Source organism: Pseudomonas sp. AC070, assembly GCF_979258635.1.
In genome coordinates this window covers 4,845,486-4,864,023 of the sequence record NZ_OZ409871.1, presented here as the reverse complement: position 1 = coordinate 4,864,023, position 18,538 = coordinate 4,845,486, and the positions used below count along the sequence as shown (strand labels likewise).

Sequence of the window (18,538 nt, the reverse complement as noted above, 5' to 3'; positions counted from 1 at the left end):
CATGCATGCCCGTTACCGAAGACCGTTTCCGGGTGCCACCGTGCTGAAACGAATCGCCGTTACTGACCTTTGCCTAGGCATGCACATTCACGAATTTTGCGGTTCGTGGATGGAGCACCCGTTCTGGAAGGCCAAGTTTCTACTCACCGAAGAAAAAGACCTGAAGCGCATTCTCGACAGTGGCATCGAGGAAGTGTGGATCGACGCCTCCAAAGGTCGTGATGTCGCTGACGGCAGCGCCGCGTTAAGCCAGGCGCAAGTGGCGGCCGAAGTGGATCAGTTGCTGGTAACCGACGCCCAAGCGCCGCAAAAACCGATCAGCGCTTCGCTGGATGACGAAGTCAAACGTGCACAAAAACTCTGCGCCCGCTCGAAAAAAGCGGTGGTCGCCATGTTCGGCGAAGTACGCATGGGCCAGGCCATTAACGCGGAGCACGTGGCCGAACTGGTGGAAGAAATCGCCGAGTCGGTAGCCCGCCACCCCGACGCCATGATCAGCCTGGCGCGGTTGAAAACCTCAGATGAATACACCTACATGCACTCGGTGGCCGTGTGCGCGCTGATGATTGCCCTGGCGCGTCAGCTGGAGCTGCAAGAGGCGCAAGTGCGCGAGGCGGGCATTGCCGGTTTGCTGCACGACATCGGCAAAATGATGATCCCCGACGCCATCCTCAACAAACCCGGCAAGCTCACCGACGCCGAATTCACCACTGTGCGCCAGCACCCGGAAGCCGGCGTGCGCTTGCTCGGCGTAAACCAGCAAGTGAGTGATGCGGTGATCGACGTGTGCCTGCACCACCATGAAAAAGTCGATGGCAGCGGTTATCCCCATCGTTTGAAAGGCGACGAAATCAGCCTGTTCGCCAAAATGGGCGCGGTGTGCGACGTGTATGACGCCATCACCTCCAACCGCCCGTACAAAGCCGGTTGGGACCCGGCCGAGTCCATCCGCAAAATGGCCGAGTGGAGCAAGGGCCATTTCGACCAGGCGGTGTTTCAGGCCTTCGTCAAATCGGTCGGCATTTACCCCACCGGCTCGCTGGTGCGTCTGGAAAGTGGCCGGCTGGGCCTGGTCATGGACCAACACCCCACCTCGCTGCTGACGCCCCGGGTAAAAGTGTTTTTCTCGGCCAAGTCGAAAACCCCGATTCCTCAGCAAATCGTCGACTTATCCAAGCTGGTCGGCCGGGAAAAGATCGTCGGCCGCGAAGCGCCGGAAGACTGGAAATTCCCCCGGCTCGAAGAGCTGTGGAGCGGTCTGCCGACCAAGAACGGCAGTTACTTCAGCTAGGCCGTCAGCCGCGTTGTTTAGTCGTGCACCTCGGTCGCGATGCGATTCGCCTTGCGCCCGTCGTCCGGCGATAGCTGCAGAAATATTCCCGCCGCCAGCAGCGTCAACACGCCCACACACAGAAACGTCAGCTGAAACGCACCCAGCACGCTGTCGATTTCGCCTGAGCCGATCTCACTGGTGAAGCCGCCGAGCAACGCCGCGCCCGAGGCAATGCCCAGGCTAATCGCCAATTGCACCACCACCGACAGCAGGCTGTTGCCGCTGCTGGTGCTGGCGTCGTCCAGATCAATCAGGGTGACGGTATTCATGGCCGTGAACTGCATGGAATTCACTGCGCCGAGAAAGCCCAGGTGCAGCAGCAATAGCGCGTAAGGCGTGTCGGCGCTGACGGTGCCCAGGCTGGCCAGCAGGGCGCCGAGCAGCAGGGTGTTGCCGGTAAGCACGGTGCGGTAGCCGAAGCGGTCGATGATAGTTTTTGCCACAGGCTTTACTGCCATCGCCGCCAATGCCAGGGGAATCATGCTCATGCCCGCTTGGGCCGGCGAATAACCGAGCGCCACCTGTAGCAACAGCGGCACCAGAAACGGCAACGAGCCGCTGCCCAGGCGGGCGAACAAATTACCCAGAATGCCCACGGCAAAGGTGCGGGTGCGAAACAGCCGGGGCGAAAACAATGGCTCGTCCACCTGCCCGGCGCGCAGCCAGTAGGCGGCCAAACAGGCCAGGCCGCCGAGCAGCAGCAACATCACGCGCATGTGTGCCAGGTGCAGTTCGCCCAGGCCTTCGAGGGCGATGGTGATCAGCACCATGGCGCCACCAAACAGCACAAAACCCAAGGTGTCGAAGCGGCTGCGTTGCGGGCCCCGCAAATCCGGCATCACGCGGTACACCGCTATGCAGCCGATGATGCCGACCGGAATATTGATCAGAAAAATCCAATGCCAACTGGCGTATTCCACCAGCCAGCCGCCCAGCGTCGGGCCAATCAGCGGGCCCAGCAAACCGGGCAGGGTGATGAAACTCATGATGCGCACCAGTTCCGTGCGTGGGTAGGCGCGCAGCACCACTAAGCGCCCGACCGGCATCATCAACGCGCCGCCCAACCCCTGCACGATGCGCGCGCCCACCAACTGCGGGAGGCTGACGCTAAGCGCGCAGAGCAACGAGCCGAGGCTGAATAACAAAATCGCGCCGAAGAAGATTCTGCGTGTGCCGAAGCGATCGGCAATCCAGCCGGAGGCCGGAATCAGCAGCGCCACCGTCAGCATGTAAGCGATGACCACCGACTGCATGCGCAGCGGGTCTTCGAGCAGCTCGCGGGCCATGGCCGGCAGGGCAGTGTTGAGAATGGTGCCGTCCAGGGTCTGCATAAAAAATGCGATGGCGACAATCCAGGGCAGCAAACGGGCAGTGCGGGCATCCAGCGCGGGTTGTACGGGCATAACAGTTCTCGACTTCTGAGCGACACGGGCAACGCTGCACGGACTCTAGGCCCAAGCTTTGCAACTGACCAGCAGCTATGGCGCAAATGGCCTCGGTTCGGACCTGACTTTGCCGCCGACGGGTTGGCATTATTCAAATGCGACTGCCACGCTTGTACCGGCGTTCCATTCTGCTACTCCATTGGTTAAGGCGTGCCTCATGCGGGTGATGTATTGCTTAACGATGTGCCTGCTGTTCGCGCTGCCCCTGCGCGCTGAAGAGTGGTTCCCGGTGCCGGTGGTCAGCGATGGCCAGCCCGCCAGTTATCGGCCGCAACTCAAAGCCAGCAAGCCGTGGCGTATCTGCGCGATGGTGCCGCAAGGCGTCGGTCGTTACTGGTGGGCGATGTCGTGGGGCTTGTCGCAAGAGGCCAATCGCCAGGGTGTGCGGCTGGGCATTTACGATGCCGGCGGCTACCAAAACGCCACGGTGCAGAGCGACCAGTTCGCCCGCTGCGCCGACCGTGGCGCCGATGCGTACATCATCGGCGCCGTCAGCGACACGGCGCTGTGCGGGCAAATCAAAGCGGTCGCCGATCAGGGCGCGCCGGTGATTGACCTGGCCAATCGACTCGACTGTCCCGGCGTCAGCGCCCATTCGCGGGTGGACTTCGCGGCCATGACCGAGGCGGCCGTTGCCTACATGCTGGCCAACAGCAAGGACCGCGCGATTCGGGTCGGCTGGTTTCCGGGTCCGCAGGGCGCAGGCTGGTTGAAGGATGCCGAAGCGGGTTTGCACAAGGCGCTTGAAGGCACCTCGGTCACGTTGATTCATGGCGGCTACGGGCCGGCGGATATTTCCGGGCAGGCACCGTTGATTCGCGGCTTGTTGGAGCGCGAGCCCAACCTCGATTACATCGTCGGCAACGCCGAAGCGGCCGCGTTTGCCTCGCGCCTGCAGCACAACAGTGCGCCGCGTTATCACTTCGAGACGTTGTCGTTCTATACCAACGAGCGGTTGCTGGAGCCGATTGCACAGGGGCAGGTGCTGGCGGCGCCGACCGATTCACCGGTGGTGCAAGCGCGCATTGCGGTGGATATGGCGGTGCGGTTGTTGGAGAAGCAGACGGTGGCGAGGTGGGTGAGTCCGCAGATCATCATGCTGGATAAGCAGACGGTACGAGGGCTGGATTTGAGTGTGCTGGTGCCGCCGAATGGGCAGTGGATGATTCGTAGGAATTTGCCGGACTAGTCTGCTCGTCGCCATCGCCTGGCGATCGCAGTTTTCATTCGTTACCGCGCGTGCTGAACGTTTTGTTTCGCCCCTTACGGGCGAGTCACTTTTCTCAGTCGCCAGAAAAGTAACCAAAAGCGCTCGCCCCGACCTCGGCCCGACGCTGCGCTTCGGGTCCCCTCGCTTCGGTGATGCTCCCGGCGGCGCGCCGCGATGGGCCATCCGTGGCCCACCGCGTCTCGCTCGGCTTCCTGCCTCGCGTCCACCTACGCATCACCTGCGCTCGGCCTTCGCCAACGGGGCGGGAGGATCAAGATCAAAAGCGGTAGATCACACGCTAAATCAAAAGCATCGCGGCTAAAGCCGCTCCTACAGGTTGTGCGATCTGTGGGAGCGACTTCAGTCGCGATGGGTAGATCAAAATCAAAACCCAGATCAAAGGCACGTTCCCCTGTGGGAGCGACTTCAGTCGCGATTCCTGGAAACGAAAATCAGCGCAACGGCGCCCCTCTAACCGGCGCCCCATTCGCCACGTAGTACGGCGCAGTGCTGCGTGGCAGCGGCGCTCGACCGCGGATTTTGTCGGCGATTTTCTCGGCGATCATGATGGTCGGGGCGTTGAGGTTGCCGGTGGTGATCAGCGGCATGATCGAGGCATCCACCACGCGCAAGCCCTGCACGCCATGCACGCGGCCTTCGCCGTCGACTACGGCCATGTCGTCGGTGCCCATCTTGCAGGAGCACGAGGGATGGAAGGCGGTTTCGGCGTGCTCGCGGATGAATTGGTCGAGCTGCTCGTCGGTCTGCACCTCGGGGCCGGGGCTGATTTCGCGGCCACGGAACGGGTCGAGGGCGGGCTGGTTCATGATCTCGCGGGTGATGCGGATGCCGTCGCGGAATTCTTGCCAGTCCTGTTCGGTGGCCATGTAGTTGAACAGGATGCTCGGGTGCTCGCGCGGGTCTTTGGATTTGAGCTGAATACGCCCGCGGCTCGGCGAGCGCATGGAGCCCACGTGCGCCTGGAAGCCGTGCTCTTTAACGCCGTTGCTGCCGTTGTAGTTAATCGCCACAGGCAGGAAGTGGTATTGGATGTTCGGCCATTCAAACTCGGCGCGGCTGCGGATAAACCCGCCCGCTTCGAACTGGTTGCTGGCGCCGATGCCCTTGCCGAGGAACAGCCATTTCGCGCCAATCGGCGGCTGGTTCCACCACAGCAACGATGGGTACAGCGACACCGGTTGGGTGCAGGCGTATTGCAGGTACATTTCCAAATGGTCTTGCAGGTTCTCGCCCACGCCGGGCAAGTCGTGCACCAGCGGTATGCGCAGTTTTTTCAGCAAGGCCGCCGGGCCGACGCCGGAGCGTTGCAAGATTTGGGGCGAGGCGATGGCGCCCGAGCACACCAGCACTTCGCGGCGCGCCATGGCTTCCACGGGAATCGAGCTGGTGCCTTTGAGGTACGCGACGCCCACGGCCTGTTTGCCTTCGAACAGCACGCGGTCGGTGAGGGCGTGGGTGACGATGGTCAGGTTTGGCCGCCCGCGCGCTTGGTCCAAATACCCACGCGCCGTGCTGGAGCGCCGGCCTTGCGGGGTAACGGTGCGGTCCATCGGGCCGAAGCCTTCCTGCTGGTAACCGTTGAGGTCTTCGGTGCGCGGGTAACCGGCTTGCACGCCGGCTTCGACCATGGCGTTGAACAGCGGATTGTTGCCGGCCTTTGGCGTGGTGACGCTCACCGGGCCGTCGCCGCCGTGGTAGTCGTTGGCGCCAATGTCGCGGGTTTCGGCTTTGCGGAAGTAGGGCAGGCAGTCGAGGTAGGTCCAGTCTTCCAGGCCTGGATTTTTCGCCCAGCCGTCGTAGTCCATGGCATTGCCACGGATGTAGCACATGCCGTTGATCAGCGACGAGCCGCCCAGGCCTTTGCCGCGCCCGCATTCCATACGGCGATTGTTCATGTGCGGTTCGGGGTCGGTTTCGTACGCCCAGTTGTAGCGCCGGCCTTGCAGCGGAAAGGCTAACGCGGCGGGCATCTGGGTGCGAAAGTCGAGGCGATAGTCCGGACCGCCCGCTTCGAGCAGCAGCACGGTGACGTCGGCATCTTCGGTCAGGCGCGTGGCCAAGGTGTTACCGGCCGAGCCGGCGCCGACGATGATGTAATCGAATTCTGTGTTCATGATTGGTCCTGAATCAGACGCGGCAAACCGTATGAATGCGGCCTGTGGGAGCGGCTTTAGCCGCGAGTTGTTGACCTTGAAGAGCATCGCGGCTTAAGCCGCTCCCACAGGAAGTTGCAATGCCTAGAACACCGACGTATACCCACCCAACTCCACCTGCACCGATTTAATTCGCGTGTACTGCGCCAACGTCACCAGGCCGTTTTCGCGCCCAACGCCGGACTGTTTGTAGCCGCCCACTGGCATTTCGGCCGGCGACTCGCCCCAGGTGTTGATCCAGCAAATACCGGCTTCGAGTTGGTGAATCACGCGGTGGGCGCGGTTGAGGTCCTGGGTGATGATGCCGGCCGCCAGGCCGAACTCGGTGTCGTTGGCGCGGCGGATCACTTCGGCTTCGTCGTCGTACACCAGAATGCTCATCACCGGGCCGAAGATTTCTTCGCGCACGATGCTCATGTCGTCGGTGCAGTCGCTGAATACGGTGGGGGCCACGTAGGCGCCTTTGCCGAATTCGCCCGTGGTCACGCGTTCGCCGCCGATCAATAGACGCGCACCTTCTTCTTTGCCTTTGGCGATGTAGCCGAGCACGTTTTCCATGTGCGCGAAGCTCACCAGCGGGCCGAAGTTGGTGCTGTCGTCGGTCGGGTCGCCGAGGCGAATGCGCTGCACACGTTCCAGCACCTTGGCTTCGAAGCGCGCCTGCAAACTGCGGGGCACGAACACGCGGGTGCCGTTGGTGCACACCTGGCCGGAGCTGTAGAAGTTGGCCATCACGGCGATGTCGGCGGCGCGGTTGAGGTTGGCGTCTTCGAAGATGATCAACGGGCTCTTGCCGCCCAGTTCCATGGTCACTTCTTTAAGCGATGAGCTGGAGGCGCTGGCCATGACTTTCTTGCCGGTGTCGGTGCCGCCGGTGAAGGAAATTTTCTCGATGGCCGGATGCTCGGTGAGCCAGGTGCCGACTTCACGGCCGCTGCCGGTGAGCACGTTGAACACGCCATCGGGCAGGCCGGCGGCGGTATAGATTTCCGCCAGCTTCAAGGTGGTCAGCGAGGTGACTTCGCTGGGTTTGAAAATCATCGCGTTGCCCGCCGCCAACGCCGGTGCGGATTTCCACAGGGCGATCTGAATCGGGTAGTTCCACGCGCCGATGCCGGCAACTACGCCCAGCGGTTCGCGGCGGGTGTAGACGAACGAGGTTTCGCGCAGCGGAATCTGCTCGCCTTCAATGGCGGGCACCAGGCCGGCGTAATACTCGAGCACGTCGGCGCCGGTGACGATGTCGACGTAACGGGTTTCCGACAGCGCCTTGCCGGTGTCCAGGGTTTCCAATTCGGCCAGTTCGTCGTTGCGCTCGCGCAGTATGTCCACGGCTTTGCGCAAGATGCGCGAGCGCTGCATGGCGGTCATCGCGGCCCAGACTTTCTGCCCCTGTTGCGCGCTCGCCACGGCGCGCTCCACATCCGCCTGCGAGGCGCGTTGCACCTCGGCCAGCACCTCGCCGTTGGCCGGGTTGATGGACTGGAACGTGGCACCGCTGGTGGCCTCAACGTAGCCGCCGTGGATGTAGAGTTTTTGCAGGGGGAAACGGGCCATGGTGTCCTCGCGGAATTCGGGTAAGGGGAAGGGCGAGCGCTTAGCCCGCTTGCCTGGCCAGTTGTTGGTCCAGGTAGTCGAAAGCGATTTGCAGGGCCTGCTGGGTATCGAACGCCTCGCCACTCAGGGCGCCGCGCAACCACAAGCCATCAATCAACGCCGCCAGCCCACGGGCCGCCATGCGCGCCTCGTTAACGGGCAATACGCGGCGGAATTCGCAGCAGATATTTGAATACAAGCGATGGTCGTTAATCCGTTGCAAGCGACGCAGCGAGGGCTGGTGCATGCTGCTGGCCCAGAAGGCCAACCAGGTTTTCATGGCCGGGCCATTGACCTGGCTGTCGTCGAAGTTGCCTTCAATGATGGTGCGGATGTGGGCGCGGGGGCTAGCGTCTTCCAGCAACGCACGACGGTCGCGCACCGACAGGCTGAGGGCCGTCATCAGGTGACGCATGGTGGCCTCAAGCAGGCCGTTTTTGTCTTGGAAGTAATGGCTGATGATGCCGTTGGACACGCCAGCCAAACGGGCGATCAGGGCGATGCTGGCGTCCATGCCCACTTGGTCCACGGCTTCCAGGGTGGCGTGAATAAGCTGTGAACGGCGGATGGGTTGCATCCCTACTTTGGGCATCGGTGTACTCCTGCATCCAGACGCGACGGGCTTTGCAGCAGTCTAGTGAGTTTTTATTGAACGAGGAATCAATAAAAACGACCGGCTGTAGCTGGGAGCGACATAGGGGAGTCGGTGTGGTGTGTTCGCGACATGAGGACGGGACGTCGACCCTGTAGGAGCGGCTTTAGCCGCGATGCTTTTTCATCAAGAGCATCGCGGCTAATCGGAATGCCGCCCAGCCGCAAGAATCTGCGTGTCTGGTTAACCCAGATTTTTACCCAACAACGCGTGATACAGCTCCGTATCCCCCAACACCCCCACCACCCGATTGGCATCGTGCAGCACCAACTTGTGCCCGGTCTGGTAGCGGATTTGCAACGCGTCGCGCATCCCGATGTTGGAGTCGACCAAGGTTGGGCGGCGGGTCAGGCTTTCTACTGCGTCGCCCGGCGCCCAGTTTTGCAGGGTAATGGCATCGGCGCCTTGGCGAGCGCCCTGGTACATGTTGCCTTCGGCCAAGCCAAGCCAGGAGTCGTTGCCAGGGTCCAGGCACACTTCACCGTTTACCCGCGTGCATTTGTCCAGGCTGCGCATCAGGCTGCGGCCGCACAGCACGTTGAGCGGGTTGGTGTGAGCAACGAAGGTGCGTACATATTCGTCGGCCGGGTTGAGTACGATCTCTTCCGGCTTGCTGTACTGGATGATCCGACCGTCTTTCATGATGGCGATGCGGCTACCCAGTTTCAGCGCTTCATCGAGGTCGTGGCTGACGAACACGATGGTTTTGCTCAGCTTGCGTTGCAGCTCCAGCAGCTCGTCTTGCAAGCCTTGGCGAATCAGCGGGTCGAGGGCGGAGAACGGTTCGTCCATCAGCAAAATGTCGGCGTCCATGGCCAGCGCACGGGCCAGGCCTACACGCTGCTGCATGCCGCCGGAAAGCTCATCCGGGCGCTTGTTGCGCCATTGGGTGAGGCCCACCAGTTCGAGTTTTTCATCCACCAGCTTGGTGCGCTGTGCGCTGGGGCGGCCCTGCATTTCCAGGCCGAAGCTGATGTTTTCGCGCACGGTCAGCCAGGGCATCAGGGCGAACTTCTGAAACACCATGGCGATGCGTTTGGTGCGCATGTCTTTGAGGGTGGCGGGCGAGCAATTGGCGATGTCCACTTCCTGGCCTTCGTGCTCGATCAGCAAGCGGCCACGGCTCACGGTGTTGAGGCCGTTGATGCAGCGCAGCAGGCTGGATTTGCCCGAGCCCGACAGGCCCATCATCACGCAGATTTCGCCGCGTTCGATGTCCAGGCTGGCCTTCTCGACACCGACCACCAGGCCGGTTTTTTTCAGGATCTGGTCGCGGGTCATGCCCTGGTCAAGCAGCGCCAAGGCTTCCTTGGGGTACTTGGAGAAGATGACGTCGACGTTATCGAAACGAATCATGCTCATTGTTCAACCTTCACTTTCGCTTCGGGTTGTTTGCACACCCGGTCGAGGATGATGGCCAGCAGCACAATGGCCAGGCCGGCTTCGAAGCCGAGTGCGATGTCGGCTGTGTTCAATGCGTTGACCACGGGTTTGCCCAGGCCATCGGCGCCGACCAGGGCGGCGATTACCACCATCGACAGCGACAGCATGATGCATTGGGTGATGCCCGCCGCGATGCTCGGCATGGCGTACGGCAGTTCGATGCGAGTCAGCAGTTGGCGGCGCGAGCAGCCGAAGGCTTTGCCGGCGTCCATTAGCTCGTTAGGCACGTCGCGAATGCCCAGGTAGGTCAGGCGAATAGGTGCGGCCACCGCGAACACCACGGTGGAAATCAGCCCCGGCACAACGCCCAGGCCGAACAGGGTCAGGGTAGGAATCAGGTACACGAAGGTCGGTACGGTTTGCATCAGATCGAGGATCGGTTGCAGCACCGTGTAAAAGTGCGGGCGGTGCGCGGCCATGATGCCCAGCGGCACGCCAATCAATACGCAGATGAAGGTGGCGAACAGCACTTGCGCCAGGGTTTCCATGGTCTCTTGCCAGTAGCCCAGGTTGAGAATCAGCAGAAACGAAAGGATGCAAAACAGGGTCAGGCCCCATTTGCGTTGAATCAGGTGGGTGAGCAAACCGAACAGGCCGATCAATACCAGCGGATTGAAAAAAGTCAGGCCATTGGTCACCCCATGGATCATGAATTCCAGGGCCGAGGCGATGGCATCGAAATACGCCGCGCCATGCTGGGTCAGCCACTCTACGAATTCGGCGATTTTCTCGCCCAGAGGGAGTTTTTCAAAAGTCGGCATGGTAGAGATTATCCACGTGGGTCGGGATGGGCACAGGCTGCCGGGCGCGCCATCACGGCTGTGCGCGCCCGGTTACTGCTTACTGTCTTTGGAAGCGAAGGCTTACTTGGCGAGCGCAGCTTTGGCTGCGTCCAGGCCCGGCTTACCGTCGAGGGTGGTAACCCCGGCCAGCCAGGTGTCGAGCACTTGCGGGTTGGCTTTGAGCCAGGCTTTGGCGGCATCGCGCGGTTTCTGGTTTTCGTTGAGCACGGCGTCCATCAGGTTGTTTTCCATCTCCAGGGTGAAGGAGAGGTTGGTCAACAACTTGCCGACGTTGCCGCACTCTTGCACGTAGCCTTTGCGCACGTTGGTGAGTACGGTGGCCTGGCCGAAGTTGGGGCCGAAATACTCGTCGCCGCCGGTGAGGTACTTCATCTTGTTGCGGGTGTTCATCGGGTGCGGTTCCCAGCCCAGGAACACCATGAACTCGTTCTTGCGGCTGGAGCGTTTGAGTTGCGAAAGCATGGCCGCTTCGCTGGACTCCACCACCTTGAAGCCCTTCAGGCCGAAGGCGTCTTTGTCGATCATGCTCTGGATCAGACGGTTGCCGTCGTTGCCAGGCTCGATGCCGTAGATTTTGCCGTCGAGCTTGTCTTTGAATTTGGCGATGTCGGAGAAATCTTTCAGGCCCGCCTCGTAGGCGTAGTCCGGTACGGCGAGGGTGTACTTGGCGCCTTCGAGGTTGGCGCGCACGGTTTCCACGGTGCCGGCATCACGGTAGGCCTTGATGTCGTTTTCCATGGTCGGCATCCAGTTGCCGAGGAACACGTCGAGGTCTTTGCCTGCGGCCAGTGATTTGTAGGTCACGGGAACGGAAATCATGGTGGTCTTGGTTTTGTAACCCAGCGACTCCAGCACTTCACTGGTCACCGCAGTGGTGACGGTGATGTCGGTCCAGCCCACATCGGAAAAACGCACGGTGCTGCATGACGCAGGCTCGGCAGCGCTAGCCAGCAAGGGCAGGCTAAGCGTGGCGAGCAATAACAAGGGTGTGGACATTTTCATGGACTGACTCCTTTTAAAATTATTGGTTGGCAGTGCAGTACGCGCTTCGCCGCTTGTTGTAGTCCTGCTTATAGGGTCGGCCTCGGGTCGGGCAAGCGCGGGAAAGTCCCGGCATTGGCGCAACGAAGCCTAGCGGTCATGTCGAGAACGATCATGTAGCAGGACAATTCAAACGCCTACAGGGTGGGTCGCAACCAGTGCAGAGGGCGTCGTATCCAGCATTGGTCAGGTCGTTTACGACGTTTTGCCCTGAGCGCGAGCCTGCTTATTGCGAGGTTTTGCGCTCAGGGAATGGTGCTCAGGGCGCCAGTTCGAGCTTTTCGCGCACCACCGCCAGTGCGGGTTTGCCGTCGCGCGTGGTGACGCCATGCAGCCACTTATCGAGCACTTCGGGGTGCGCGTAGAGCCAGTCTTTGGCCGACTGGCGCGGGTTGGCGGTTTGGTTGATGACCTGGTCCATCAGCTCGTTTTCCATGCCCAGGCTGAATTCCAGATTGCTGAGCAAGGTGCCGACGTTCGTGCACTCCGTGCTGAAGTTTTTGCGCGTCAACGAGTACACCGTGGCGCCGCCGTAGTCGGGGCCGAAGAACTCGTCACCGCCGTCCAGGTATTTCATTTTCAGGTGGTTGTTCATCGGGTGCGGTTCCCAACCGAGGAACACAATCCACTGCTCCAAGTGCTCGGCGCGGGTCACGCTGGCGAGCATTTTCTGTTCGCTGCTTTCCACCAGCTCGAATTGGCCGGTGCCGAACGAATTGCCCTTGATCATTTTCTGGATCAGCGCGTTGCCATCGTTGCCGGGCTCGATGCCGTAGATTTTGCCGTCGAGCTTTTCGCGGTATTTGCCCAGGTCGGCGAAGCTTTTCAGGCCGCCGTCGTACACGAACGTCGGCACTGCCAAGGTGTATTTGGCGCCGTGCAAATTGGCCCGCACGCTTTCGATGCTGCCCGCATCGAGGAAGGGTTTGATCTCGTGTTCCTGGGCCGGCATCCAGTTGCCCAGGAACACGTCGATCTGTTTGGTTTCCAGGTTCTTGAAGGTGTCGGGCACCGACAGGCGCTTGGCATTGGTGGTGTAGCCCAGCGAGCCCAGCAGGTAGCGGCTGACGGCGGTGGTGACGGTAATGTCGGTCCAGCCCACGTCGGCAAAGCGCACCAGTTTGCAGCTTTCCGGTTCAGCGGCAGTGGCCAATACGGGCGTCGCCAGGCTGAGCGCCAGGCAAACAGAGGTCACGAGTTTCATAGGATGCTTTTCCTTAGCGGGACGGGTATTCACTCCAAACTTCCGTGTCGGCCGCGCGGGCGTACACCTGGAAGTCGCCGGTTGCCAAATGGCAGGCCCATACACTCGCAGGAAGCATGCCGGGCGCGGCGACTATGCGCGTGGGACGTGACCGCGGCCACGCTGGAGGTCGCGTTTAGAGTGGCCGAGGTCGCATTCAGCGCGGGCGTGTCGCTGCCGGTCTCAAGGCAGCGCAGCGGCGACGTTGCTGGGCATGATCAAGTCGGTGTCAGACCCCGCACAGCGCACTAAAAGCCTGATGATCCGCGCAAGTTGGGCGCGCTTGCTGCCCTGTACCGGTTGAGGAAATACCATGGCCATCAGCGTGTTCGACCTATTCAAAATAGGCATCGGCCCCTCCAGCTCTCACACCGTTGGCCCAATGCGCGCCGCCGCCTTGTTTCTGCAAGGCCTGCGCGAACGCGGACAACTGCAACACGTGCGCCGCGTTGAAGTGCGCCTGTATGGCTCGCTGTCGGCCACCGGCGTCGGCCATGGCAGCGACAGCGCGGTGATCATGGGCTTGATGGGCGATTGGCCAGATGCGATCGACCCGGCGGCCATCGCCCCGCGCATTGCGGCGCTGCACGAGAGCGGCTGCCTGCTGCTCGACGGGCATTTCGAAGTGCCGTTCCAGTGGCAGCGCGACATGCTGCTGCTCGACGAAAACCTGCCGTATCACCCCAACGCCATGACGCTGATTGCCGAAGGCGAGGGCGGCGAGCTGCACCGTGACACCTATTACTCCGTGGGCGGTGGTTTCGTGGTGGACGCCGAGCAGGCTGCCAGCGGCCTGCTTGACCAGGACCACACGGCGCTGCCGTACGATTTTTCCAGTGCCGAAGAGCTGCTGCAGTTGTGCAAAACCCACAACCTGCGCGTGTCGGAGCTGATGATGGCCAACGAAAAGGCCTGGCGCAGTGAAGCGGAAATTCGCCAAGGCCTGATGCGCCTGTGGAAAGCCATGTGCGAGTGCGTCAACAACGGTCTCAAGCACGAAGGCATTCTGCCCGGCGGCTTGAACGTGAAACGCCGCGCCGCCAAGTTGCACCGCAGCCTGCAGGAGCTGGGCAAGCCCAACGTGATTGGCTCGACATTGAGCGGCATGGAATGGGTGAACCTGTTCGCCCTGGCCGTGAACGAAGAAAACGCAGCGGGAGGGCGCATGGTGACCGCGCCTACCAATGGCGCGGCCGGCATCATTCCGGCGGTGCTGCATTACTTCGTGCGCTTCAGCCCGGCGGTGACCGAGGCGGACGTGTGCGATTACTTTTTGGCCGCTGCCGCCATCGGCATTTTGTGCAAGAAAAACGCCTCGATTTCTGGCGCCGAAGTCGGTTGCCAGGGCGAGGTCGGGTCTGCCTGCGCCATGGCCGCTGCGGGCTTGGCGGAAATTCTGGGCGCCACGCCAGGGCAACTGGAAAACGCCGCCGAAATCGGCCTGGAACACAACCTGGGCCTGACTTGCGACCCTGTGGGCGGGCTGGTACAGGTGCCGTGCATCGAGCGCAATGCCATCGCCGCGGTGAAAGCCATCAACGCCGCGCAAATGGCGCTGCGCGGTGATGGCGAACACTTTATTTCCCTCGACCGCGTGATCCGCACCATGCGCGACACCGGCGCCGACATGCACGACAAATACAAAGAGACCTCACGCGGTGGATTGGCGGTGAGTGCGATTGAGTGTTGAGGTGGCTTTGGCTATCACCGTTTGCAGGAATCGAGGCTAAAGCCTCTCCTACAGAAGCTATGCGGTCCCTGTGCGAGAGGCTTTAGCCTCGAGTTTTTGATCTCGCCCTTGAAGCCCAGCCGCCGGCGCAAAGCGCTGCACACTTTTTGATCGCTGCGCTTGCCCCACGCCATGTTTTGGCGCGGTGTAACGGCCAGCCATGTGCCAGCAGTGACAGTTTCCAAGCGCGTCGCCAACGCGCCGGCCCAAGTGCTACGAAACTGCTCAGTCACGCCGCACCAAACCCCTTGGCTCAGGCGCTCCCGTCTTGTTAGCCGCCGCTGGCTAGAGCCTCAACGACGTCGTTTTCAGTTTTTTTTGAATGCTCGTTCAATTTAGGCATGGGCTTTGCGTTAGGCCTGCTATAGCTCGAAGGTGTGAACGCACCCGAGTCATAAAAATAAAGAGTCCCGACTGGGGCCACACCTGCGTGAGGAGAACCGTGATGACGCCGTTCAACCAAGGGGCACAACCCCAGAACCGTGCTCCACAATCCATCGGCTTTCTGCTGTTGGACAATTTCACTCTGATCTCCCTGGCCTCGGCCGTGGAGCCCCTGCGGATGGCCAACCAGCTTTCGGGCCGCGAGCTGTATCGCTGGACCACCATGACCCTGGACGGCAATCAGGTGTGGGCCAGCGATGGTCTGCAAATTACCCCGGACTGCGCAGCCAGCAAGGCGCCGGCGCTGGACATGGTGATTGTCTGCGGCGGCATTGGCATTCAACGCAGTGTTACCCGCGAACACGTGTTGTGGCTGCAAACCCAGGCGCGTCAGTCGCGCAAGCTGGGCGCGGTGTGCACCGGCAGCTGGGCGCTGGCGTGCGCCGGGCTGCTCGATGGCTTTGATTGCAGCGTGCACTGGGAATGCCTGGCCGCGATGCAGGAAGCCTTCCCCCGTGTGGTGATGAGCACGCGCTTGTTCACCCTGGACCGCAACCGCTTCACCAGTTCGGGCGGCACCGCGCCGCTGGACATGATGCTGCACGTGATTTCCCGCGAGCACGGCCGCGAGCTGTCGGCGGCGATTTCGGAAATGTTTGTGTACGAGCGCATCCGTAACGAGCAAGACCACCAGCGCGTGCCGCTCAAGCACATGCTCGGCACCAATCAGCCGAAGCTGCAGGAAATCGTGGTGTTGATGGAGGCCAATCTGGAGGAACCCATCGACCTCGACGAGTTGGCGGTGTACGTCAACGTCTCGCGTCGCCAGCTTGAGCGCCTGTTTCAGAAGTACCTGCACTGCTCGCCGTCGCGCTACTACCTGAAGCTGCGCCTGGTGCGGGCGCGCCAACTGCTCAAGCAGACGCCGATGTCGATTATCGAAGTGGCTTCCGTGTGCGGGTTTGTGTCTACGCCGCACTTCTCCAAGTGCTACCGCGAGTACTTCGGCATTCCACCGCGTGACGAACGCATGGGCTCCAACACCGCTCAGCAAGTTGCCCTGATGCCGATTCCACAAGCGTTGGTACTGGCGTCGACGCCGGGCGCGATGTCGGCGCTGAGTCAGGCACGCAGCGAATCCACCTTCGCCAGCGTGCGCCTGTAACGTCCCAGCGCGAACCTGGCCGCGTGCTGCGGCCAGATCGGTTACAGCACTTCTTTCAAACGATGCCAGAGCATGCCCATGGCCAGCAGCGGCGAGCGCAGGTATTTGCCGCCCGGGAAGGTGACGTGGGGCACGCTGGCGAACAGGTCGAAACCGCGACTTTCCTGACCGGCAATCGCCTCGGCGAGCAGGCGGCCGGCCAGGTGCGTGGCGTTCACGCCGTGGCCGGAATAGGCCTGGGCATAGAACACGTTGCGCTGGTCTTTGAGTCGGCCAATTTGCGGCAGCCGGTTGGCGCCGATGCCGATCATGCCGCCCCACTGGAAATCGATGTTCACCTTGTCCAGGTGCGGGAACACCTCAAGCATTTTCGGCCGCATATAGGCGGCGATGTCTTTCGGATCCCGCCCGGAGTAATGGCAGGCACCGCCGAACAGCAAGCGGCGGTCGGCAGACAAACGATAGTAATCCAGCGCCACACGCTGGTCGCAGAGCGCCATGTTCTGCGGAATGAGCGTGCGCGCCTGCGCCGGGCTCAAGGGTTCGGTGGCGATGATGTAGCTGCCCGCCGGCAGCACCTTGCCGCCCAGGCTGCTGTTCAAACCATTGAGATAGGCGTTGCACGCCAGCACCAGATTGGTCGCCCGCACCTTGCCGCCAGCGGTGTGCACCACCACTTCGTTGCCGTAGTCGATGCGGGTAACGGCCGAGTGCTCGAACAGCTGCACGCCGAGCGACTGCGCGGCAGCCGCTTCACCGAGCGCCAGGTTGAGCGGATGAAGATGGCCCGAGCCCATGTCGATCAAACCGCCTACGTAGCGACTGGAACCGACTACCTGATGCATGTCGTCGGCTTGCAGCAAACGCAGTTCGTGGCGATAGCCCAGTCCGCGCAATTCGGCGAGGTCGTCGGCGAAGCCTTCGAGGTCGTCGGGTTTGTTGGCCAGGTCGCAGTAGCCCCACGTGAGGTCGCACTGAATGTTGAAGTGCTCGATGCGCCGGCGAACGATCTCCACCGCTTCCAGGCCCAGCAGCTTCAGTTCGCGCACACCGTCGGCACCGACCACGCCGGCAAAGCGCTCGACGTCATGGCCGACGCCGCGAATCAGTTGGCCGCCGTTGCGCCCGCTGGCGCCCCAGCCCACCTGATTGGCTTCCAACAGCACCACGCTAAGGCCGCGTTCAGCCAGTTCGATGGCGGTGTTCAGCCCGGAAAACCCACCGCCGACGATGCAGACATCCGCCCGCACTTCGCCGGCCAACGGCGCAAAACTAAGCTGGCGGTTGGCGGTGGCGGCGTAATAGGAAGGAGCGTGCGTTGGCTGAACGCTGGCGTGCATGTGTGAAATCCTGATTCTTATGTTTGGTAAATTTTACGCAGGATAAGCGGGCCGCTCAGGCAGCGCCAAGGGGCGGCGGGAAAAAACCTTCGTCGGTTGCTACCATGCCGGCTCACTCCAGGACTCGCCCCATGAGCTGCAACAGCCGCAAGATTGATCAGCTGCGCCAACGCATTCCCAGCTTCGCCTGTGTGCCCGGTTGTCACGATTGCTGCGGGCCGGTGACGGCGTCGTCGGAAGAAATGTCGCGTTTGCCGGTGAAGTCGGATGCCGAGCATGACGCGGCGCTGGCTGAGTTCAACTGCGTGCACCTCGGCCCGCAAGGGTGCGAGGTGTACGAAGAGCGGCCGCTGATTTGCCGGCTATTCGGCACCACGCCGCGCCTGCCGTGCCCGAACGGTCGCCGTCCTGACGAGTGGATTGATGAGCGCGTGGAGAAGGGCGTGCATCAGTTGATCGCCAGCACACGCCAGGTGCTGGTCTGAACGATCAGTCGGGCACGGGCAAGGTCAGGCTTTCCTTCACTTCTTCCATGACGATGTAGCTTTTCGATTCGCGTACGTGGGGCAGCTTGAGGAGGATGTCGCCCAGCAGCTTGCGGTACGAAGCCATCTCGGAAATGCGCGCCTTCACTAAATAGTCGAAGTGGCCCGACACCAAGTGGCATTCCAGCACGTGCGGCAGCTTCAGCACGGCCCGTCGGAACTCTTCGAAAGTATCGCCAGATTTGTAGTCCAAACTAATCTCTACGAATACCAACAAGCTGGCCTTGAGGTGCTGCGGATTCAGGCGGGCGTTGTAGCCCATGATGATGCCTTCACGCTCCAGGCGCCGAACCCGCTCGGTGCACGGCGTGGTGGAAAGCCCCACGCGCTCGCCCAGTTCGGTGAAGGACAGACGACCGTCTTCCTGCAGGATTCGTAAAATATTACGGTCGATTTTGTCCAGTTCACGACGGCTCTGGTGCTGGGTCCGCATGG

Annotated in this window: 15 protein-coding genes; 5 read left to right on the top strand and 10 right to left on the bottom strand. The window is 61.6% G+C overall.

Features of this window, described 5'->3' with window-relative positions:
- Positions 1-40 precede the first annotated feature (40 nt).
- Positions 41-1,291, top strand: coding sequence for an HD-GYP domain-containing protein (locus ACZZ0Q_RS21910; protein ID WP_463560922.1), 1,251 nt, complete (start codon positions 41-43; stop codon positions 1,289-1,291).
- A 17-nt stretch (positions 1,292-1,308) separates the two neighbouring features.
- Here ACZZ0Q_RS21910 and mdtD read toward each other — a convergent pair whose 3' ends face one another.
- Positions 1,309-2,736, bottom strand: a complete 1,428-nt coding sequence (gene mdtD / locus ACZZ0Q_RS21905) for a multidrug transporter subunit MdtD (protein ID WP_463540807.1) — start codon at positions 2,734-2,736, stop codon at positions 1,309-1,311.
- A gap of 199 nt (positions 2,737-2,935) precedes the next feature.
- Here mdtD and torT point away from each other — a divergent pair, with 199 nt between their 5' ends.
- Positions 2,936-3,967, top strand: a complete 1,032-nt coding sequence (gene torT / locus ACZZ0Q_RS21900; protein WP_463540808.1) for a TMAO reductase system periplasmic protein TorT — start codon at positions 2,936-2,938, stop codon at positions 3,965-3,967.
- A 473-nt stretch (positions 3,968-4,440) separates the two neighbouring features.
- On the opposite strand, the gene betA is transcribed toward torT, so the two are convergent.
- From betA to ACZZ0Q_RS21865, 7 genes are all read right to left on the bottom strand, one after another.
- Positions 4,441-6,123 carry a choline dehydrogenase gene (gene betA / locus ACZZ0Q_RS21895; RefSeq protein WP_463540809.1) on the bottom strand — a complete coding sequence of 561 codons (1,683 nt, stop codon included), beginning with the start codon at positions 6,121-6,123 and terminating at the stop codon, positions 4,441-4,443.
- Positions 6,124-6,246: 123 nt separating this feature from the next.
- The gene (gene betB, locus ACZZ0Q_RS21890) at positions 6,247-7,719 is read right to left on the bottom strand and encodes a betaine-aldehyde dehydrogenase (protein WP_463540810.1); all 1,473 of its coding nucleotides are present in this window, start codon (positions 7,717-7,719) and stop codon (positions 6,247-6,249) included.
- A gap of 40 nt (positions 7,720-7,759) precedes the next feature.
- Positions 7,760-8,350 carry a transcriptional regulator BetI gene (gene betI / locus ACZZ0Q_RS21885; RefSeq protein ID WP_463540811.1) on the bottom strand — a complete coding sequence of 197 codons (591 nt, stop codon included), beginning with the start codon at positions 8,348-8,350 and terminating at the stop codon, positions 7,760-7,762.
- 243 nt (positions 8,351-8,593) lie between these two features.
- Positions 8,594-9,772 carry a choline ABC transporter ATP-binding protein gene (gene choV / locus ACZZ0Q_RS21880; RefSeq protein WP_463384498.1) on the bottom strand — a complete coding sequence of 393 codons (1,179 nt, stop codon included), beginning with the start codon at positions 9,770-9,772 and terminating at the stop codon, positions 8,594-8,596.
- Positions 9,769-10,614, bottom strand: a complete 846-nt coding sequence (choW, locus tag ACZZ0Q_RS21875) for a choline ABC transporter permease subunit (RefSeq protein WP_463540812.1) — start codon at positions 10,612-10,614, stop codon at positions 9,769-9,771. The genes choV and choW overlap by 4 nt, the downstream gene beginning before the upstream one ends.
- 102 nt (positions 10,615-10,716) lie before the next feature.
- A complete protein-coding gene (locus tag ACZZ0Q_RS21870) occupies positions 10,717-11,658 on the bottom strand; it encodes a choline ABC transporter substrate-binding protein (protein WP_122497568.1) in 942 nt (313 codons plus the stop codon).
- A 298-nt stretch (positions 11,659-11,956) separates the two neighbouring features.
- On the bottom strand, positions 11,957-12,901 hold the full coding sequence (locus tag ACZZ0Q_RS21865; RefSeq protein ID WP_463540813.1) for a choline ABC transporter substrate-binding protein: 945 nt from the start codon (positions 12,899-12,901) through the stop codon (positions 11,957-11,959).
- Positions 12,902-13,253: 352 nt separating this feature from the next.
- On the opposite strand from ACZZ0Q_RS21865, the gene ACZZ0Q_RS21860 reads away from it, so the two are divergent.
- A complete protein-coding gene (locus ACZZ0Q_RS21860) occupies positions 13,254-14,630 on the top strand; it encodes an L-serine ammonia-lyase (RefSeq protein ID WP_463540814.1) in 1,377 nt (458 codons plus the stop codon).
- A 484-nt stretch (positions 14,631-15,114) separates the two neighbouring features.
- Positions 15,115-16,218 (top strand): choline metabolism transcriptional regulator GbdR, encoded by a 1,104-nt coding sequence (gene gbdR / locus ACZZ0Q_RS21855; protein ID WP_122497562.1) that lies wholly within the window; start codon positions 15,115-15,117, stop codon positions 16,216-16,218.
- A 41-nt stretch (positions 16,219-16,259) separates the two neighbouring features.
- Here gbdR and ACZZ0Q_RS21850 read toward each other — a convergent pair whose 3' ends face one another.
- Complete coding sequence (locus ACZZ0Q_RS21850) at positions 16,260-17,558, bottom strand: NAD(P)/FAD-dependent oxidoreductase (protein ID WP_463540815.1); 1,299 nt, start codon at positions 17,556-17,558, stop codon at positions 16,260-16,262.
- Positions 17,559-17,689: 131 nt separating this feature from the next.
- On the opposite strand from ACZZ0Q_RS21850, the gene ACZZ0Q_RS21845 reads away from it, so the two are divergent.
- A complete protein-coding gene (locus tag ACZZ0Q_RS21845; protein ID WP_463540816.1) occupies positions 17,690-18,043 on the top strand; it encodes a YkgJ family cysteine cluster protein in 354 nt (117 codons plus the stop codon).
- 4 nt (positions 18,044-18,047) lie between these two features.
- Here the strand turns inward: ACZZ0Q_RS21845 and dadR are convergent, their stop codons facing one another.
- Positions 18,048-18,536 carry a transcriptional regulator DadR gene (gene dadR, locus ACZZ0Q_RS21840; protein WP_108098017.1) on the bottom strand — a complete coding sequence of 163 codons (489 nt, stop codon included), beginning with the start codon at positions 18,534-18,536 and terminating at the stop codon, positions 18,048-18,050.
- Between the last annotated feature and the right edge of the window lie 2 nt (positions 18,537-18,538).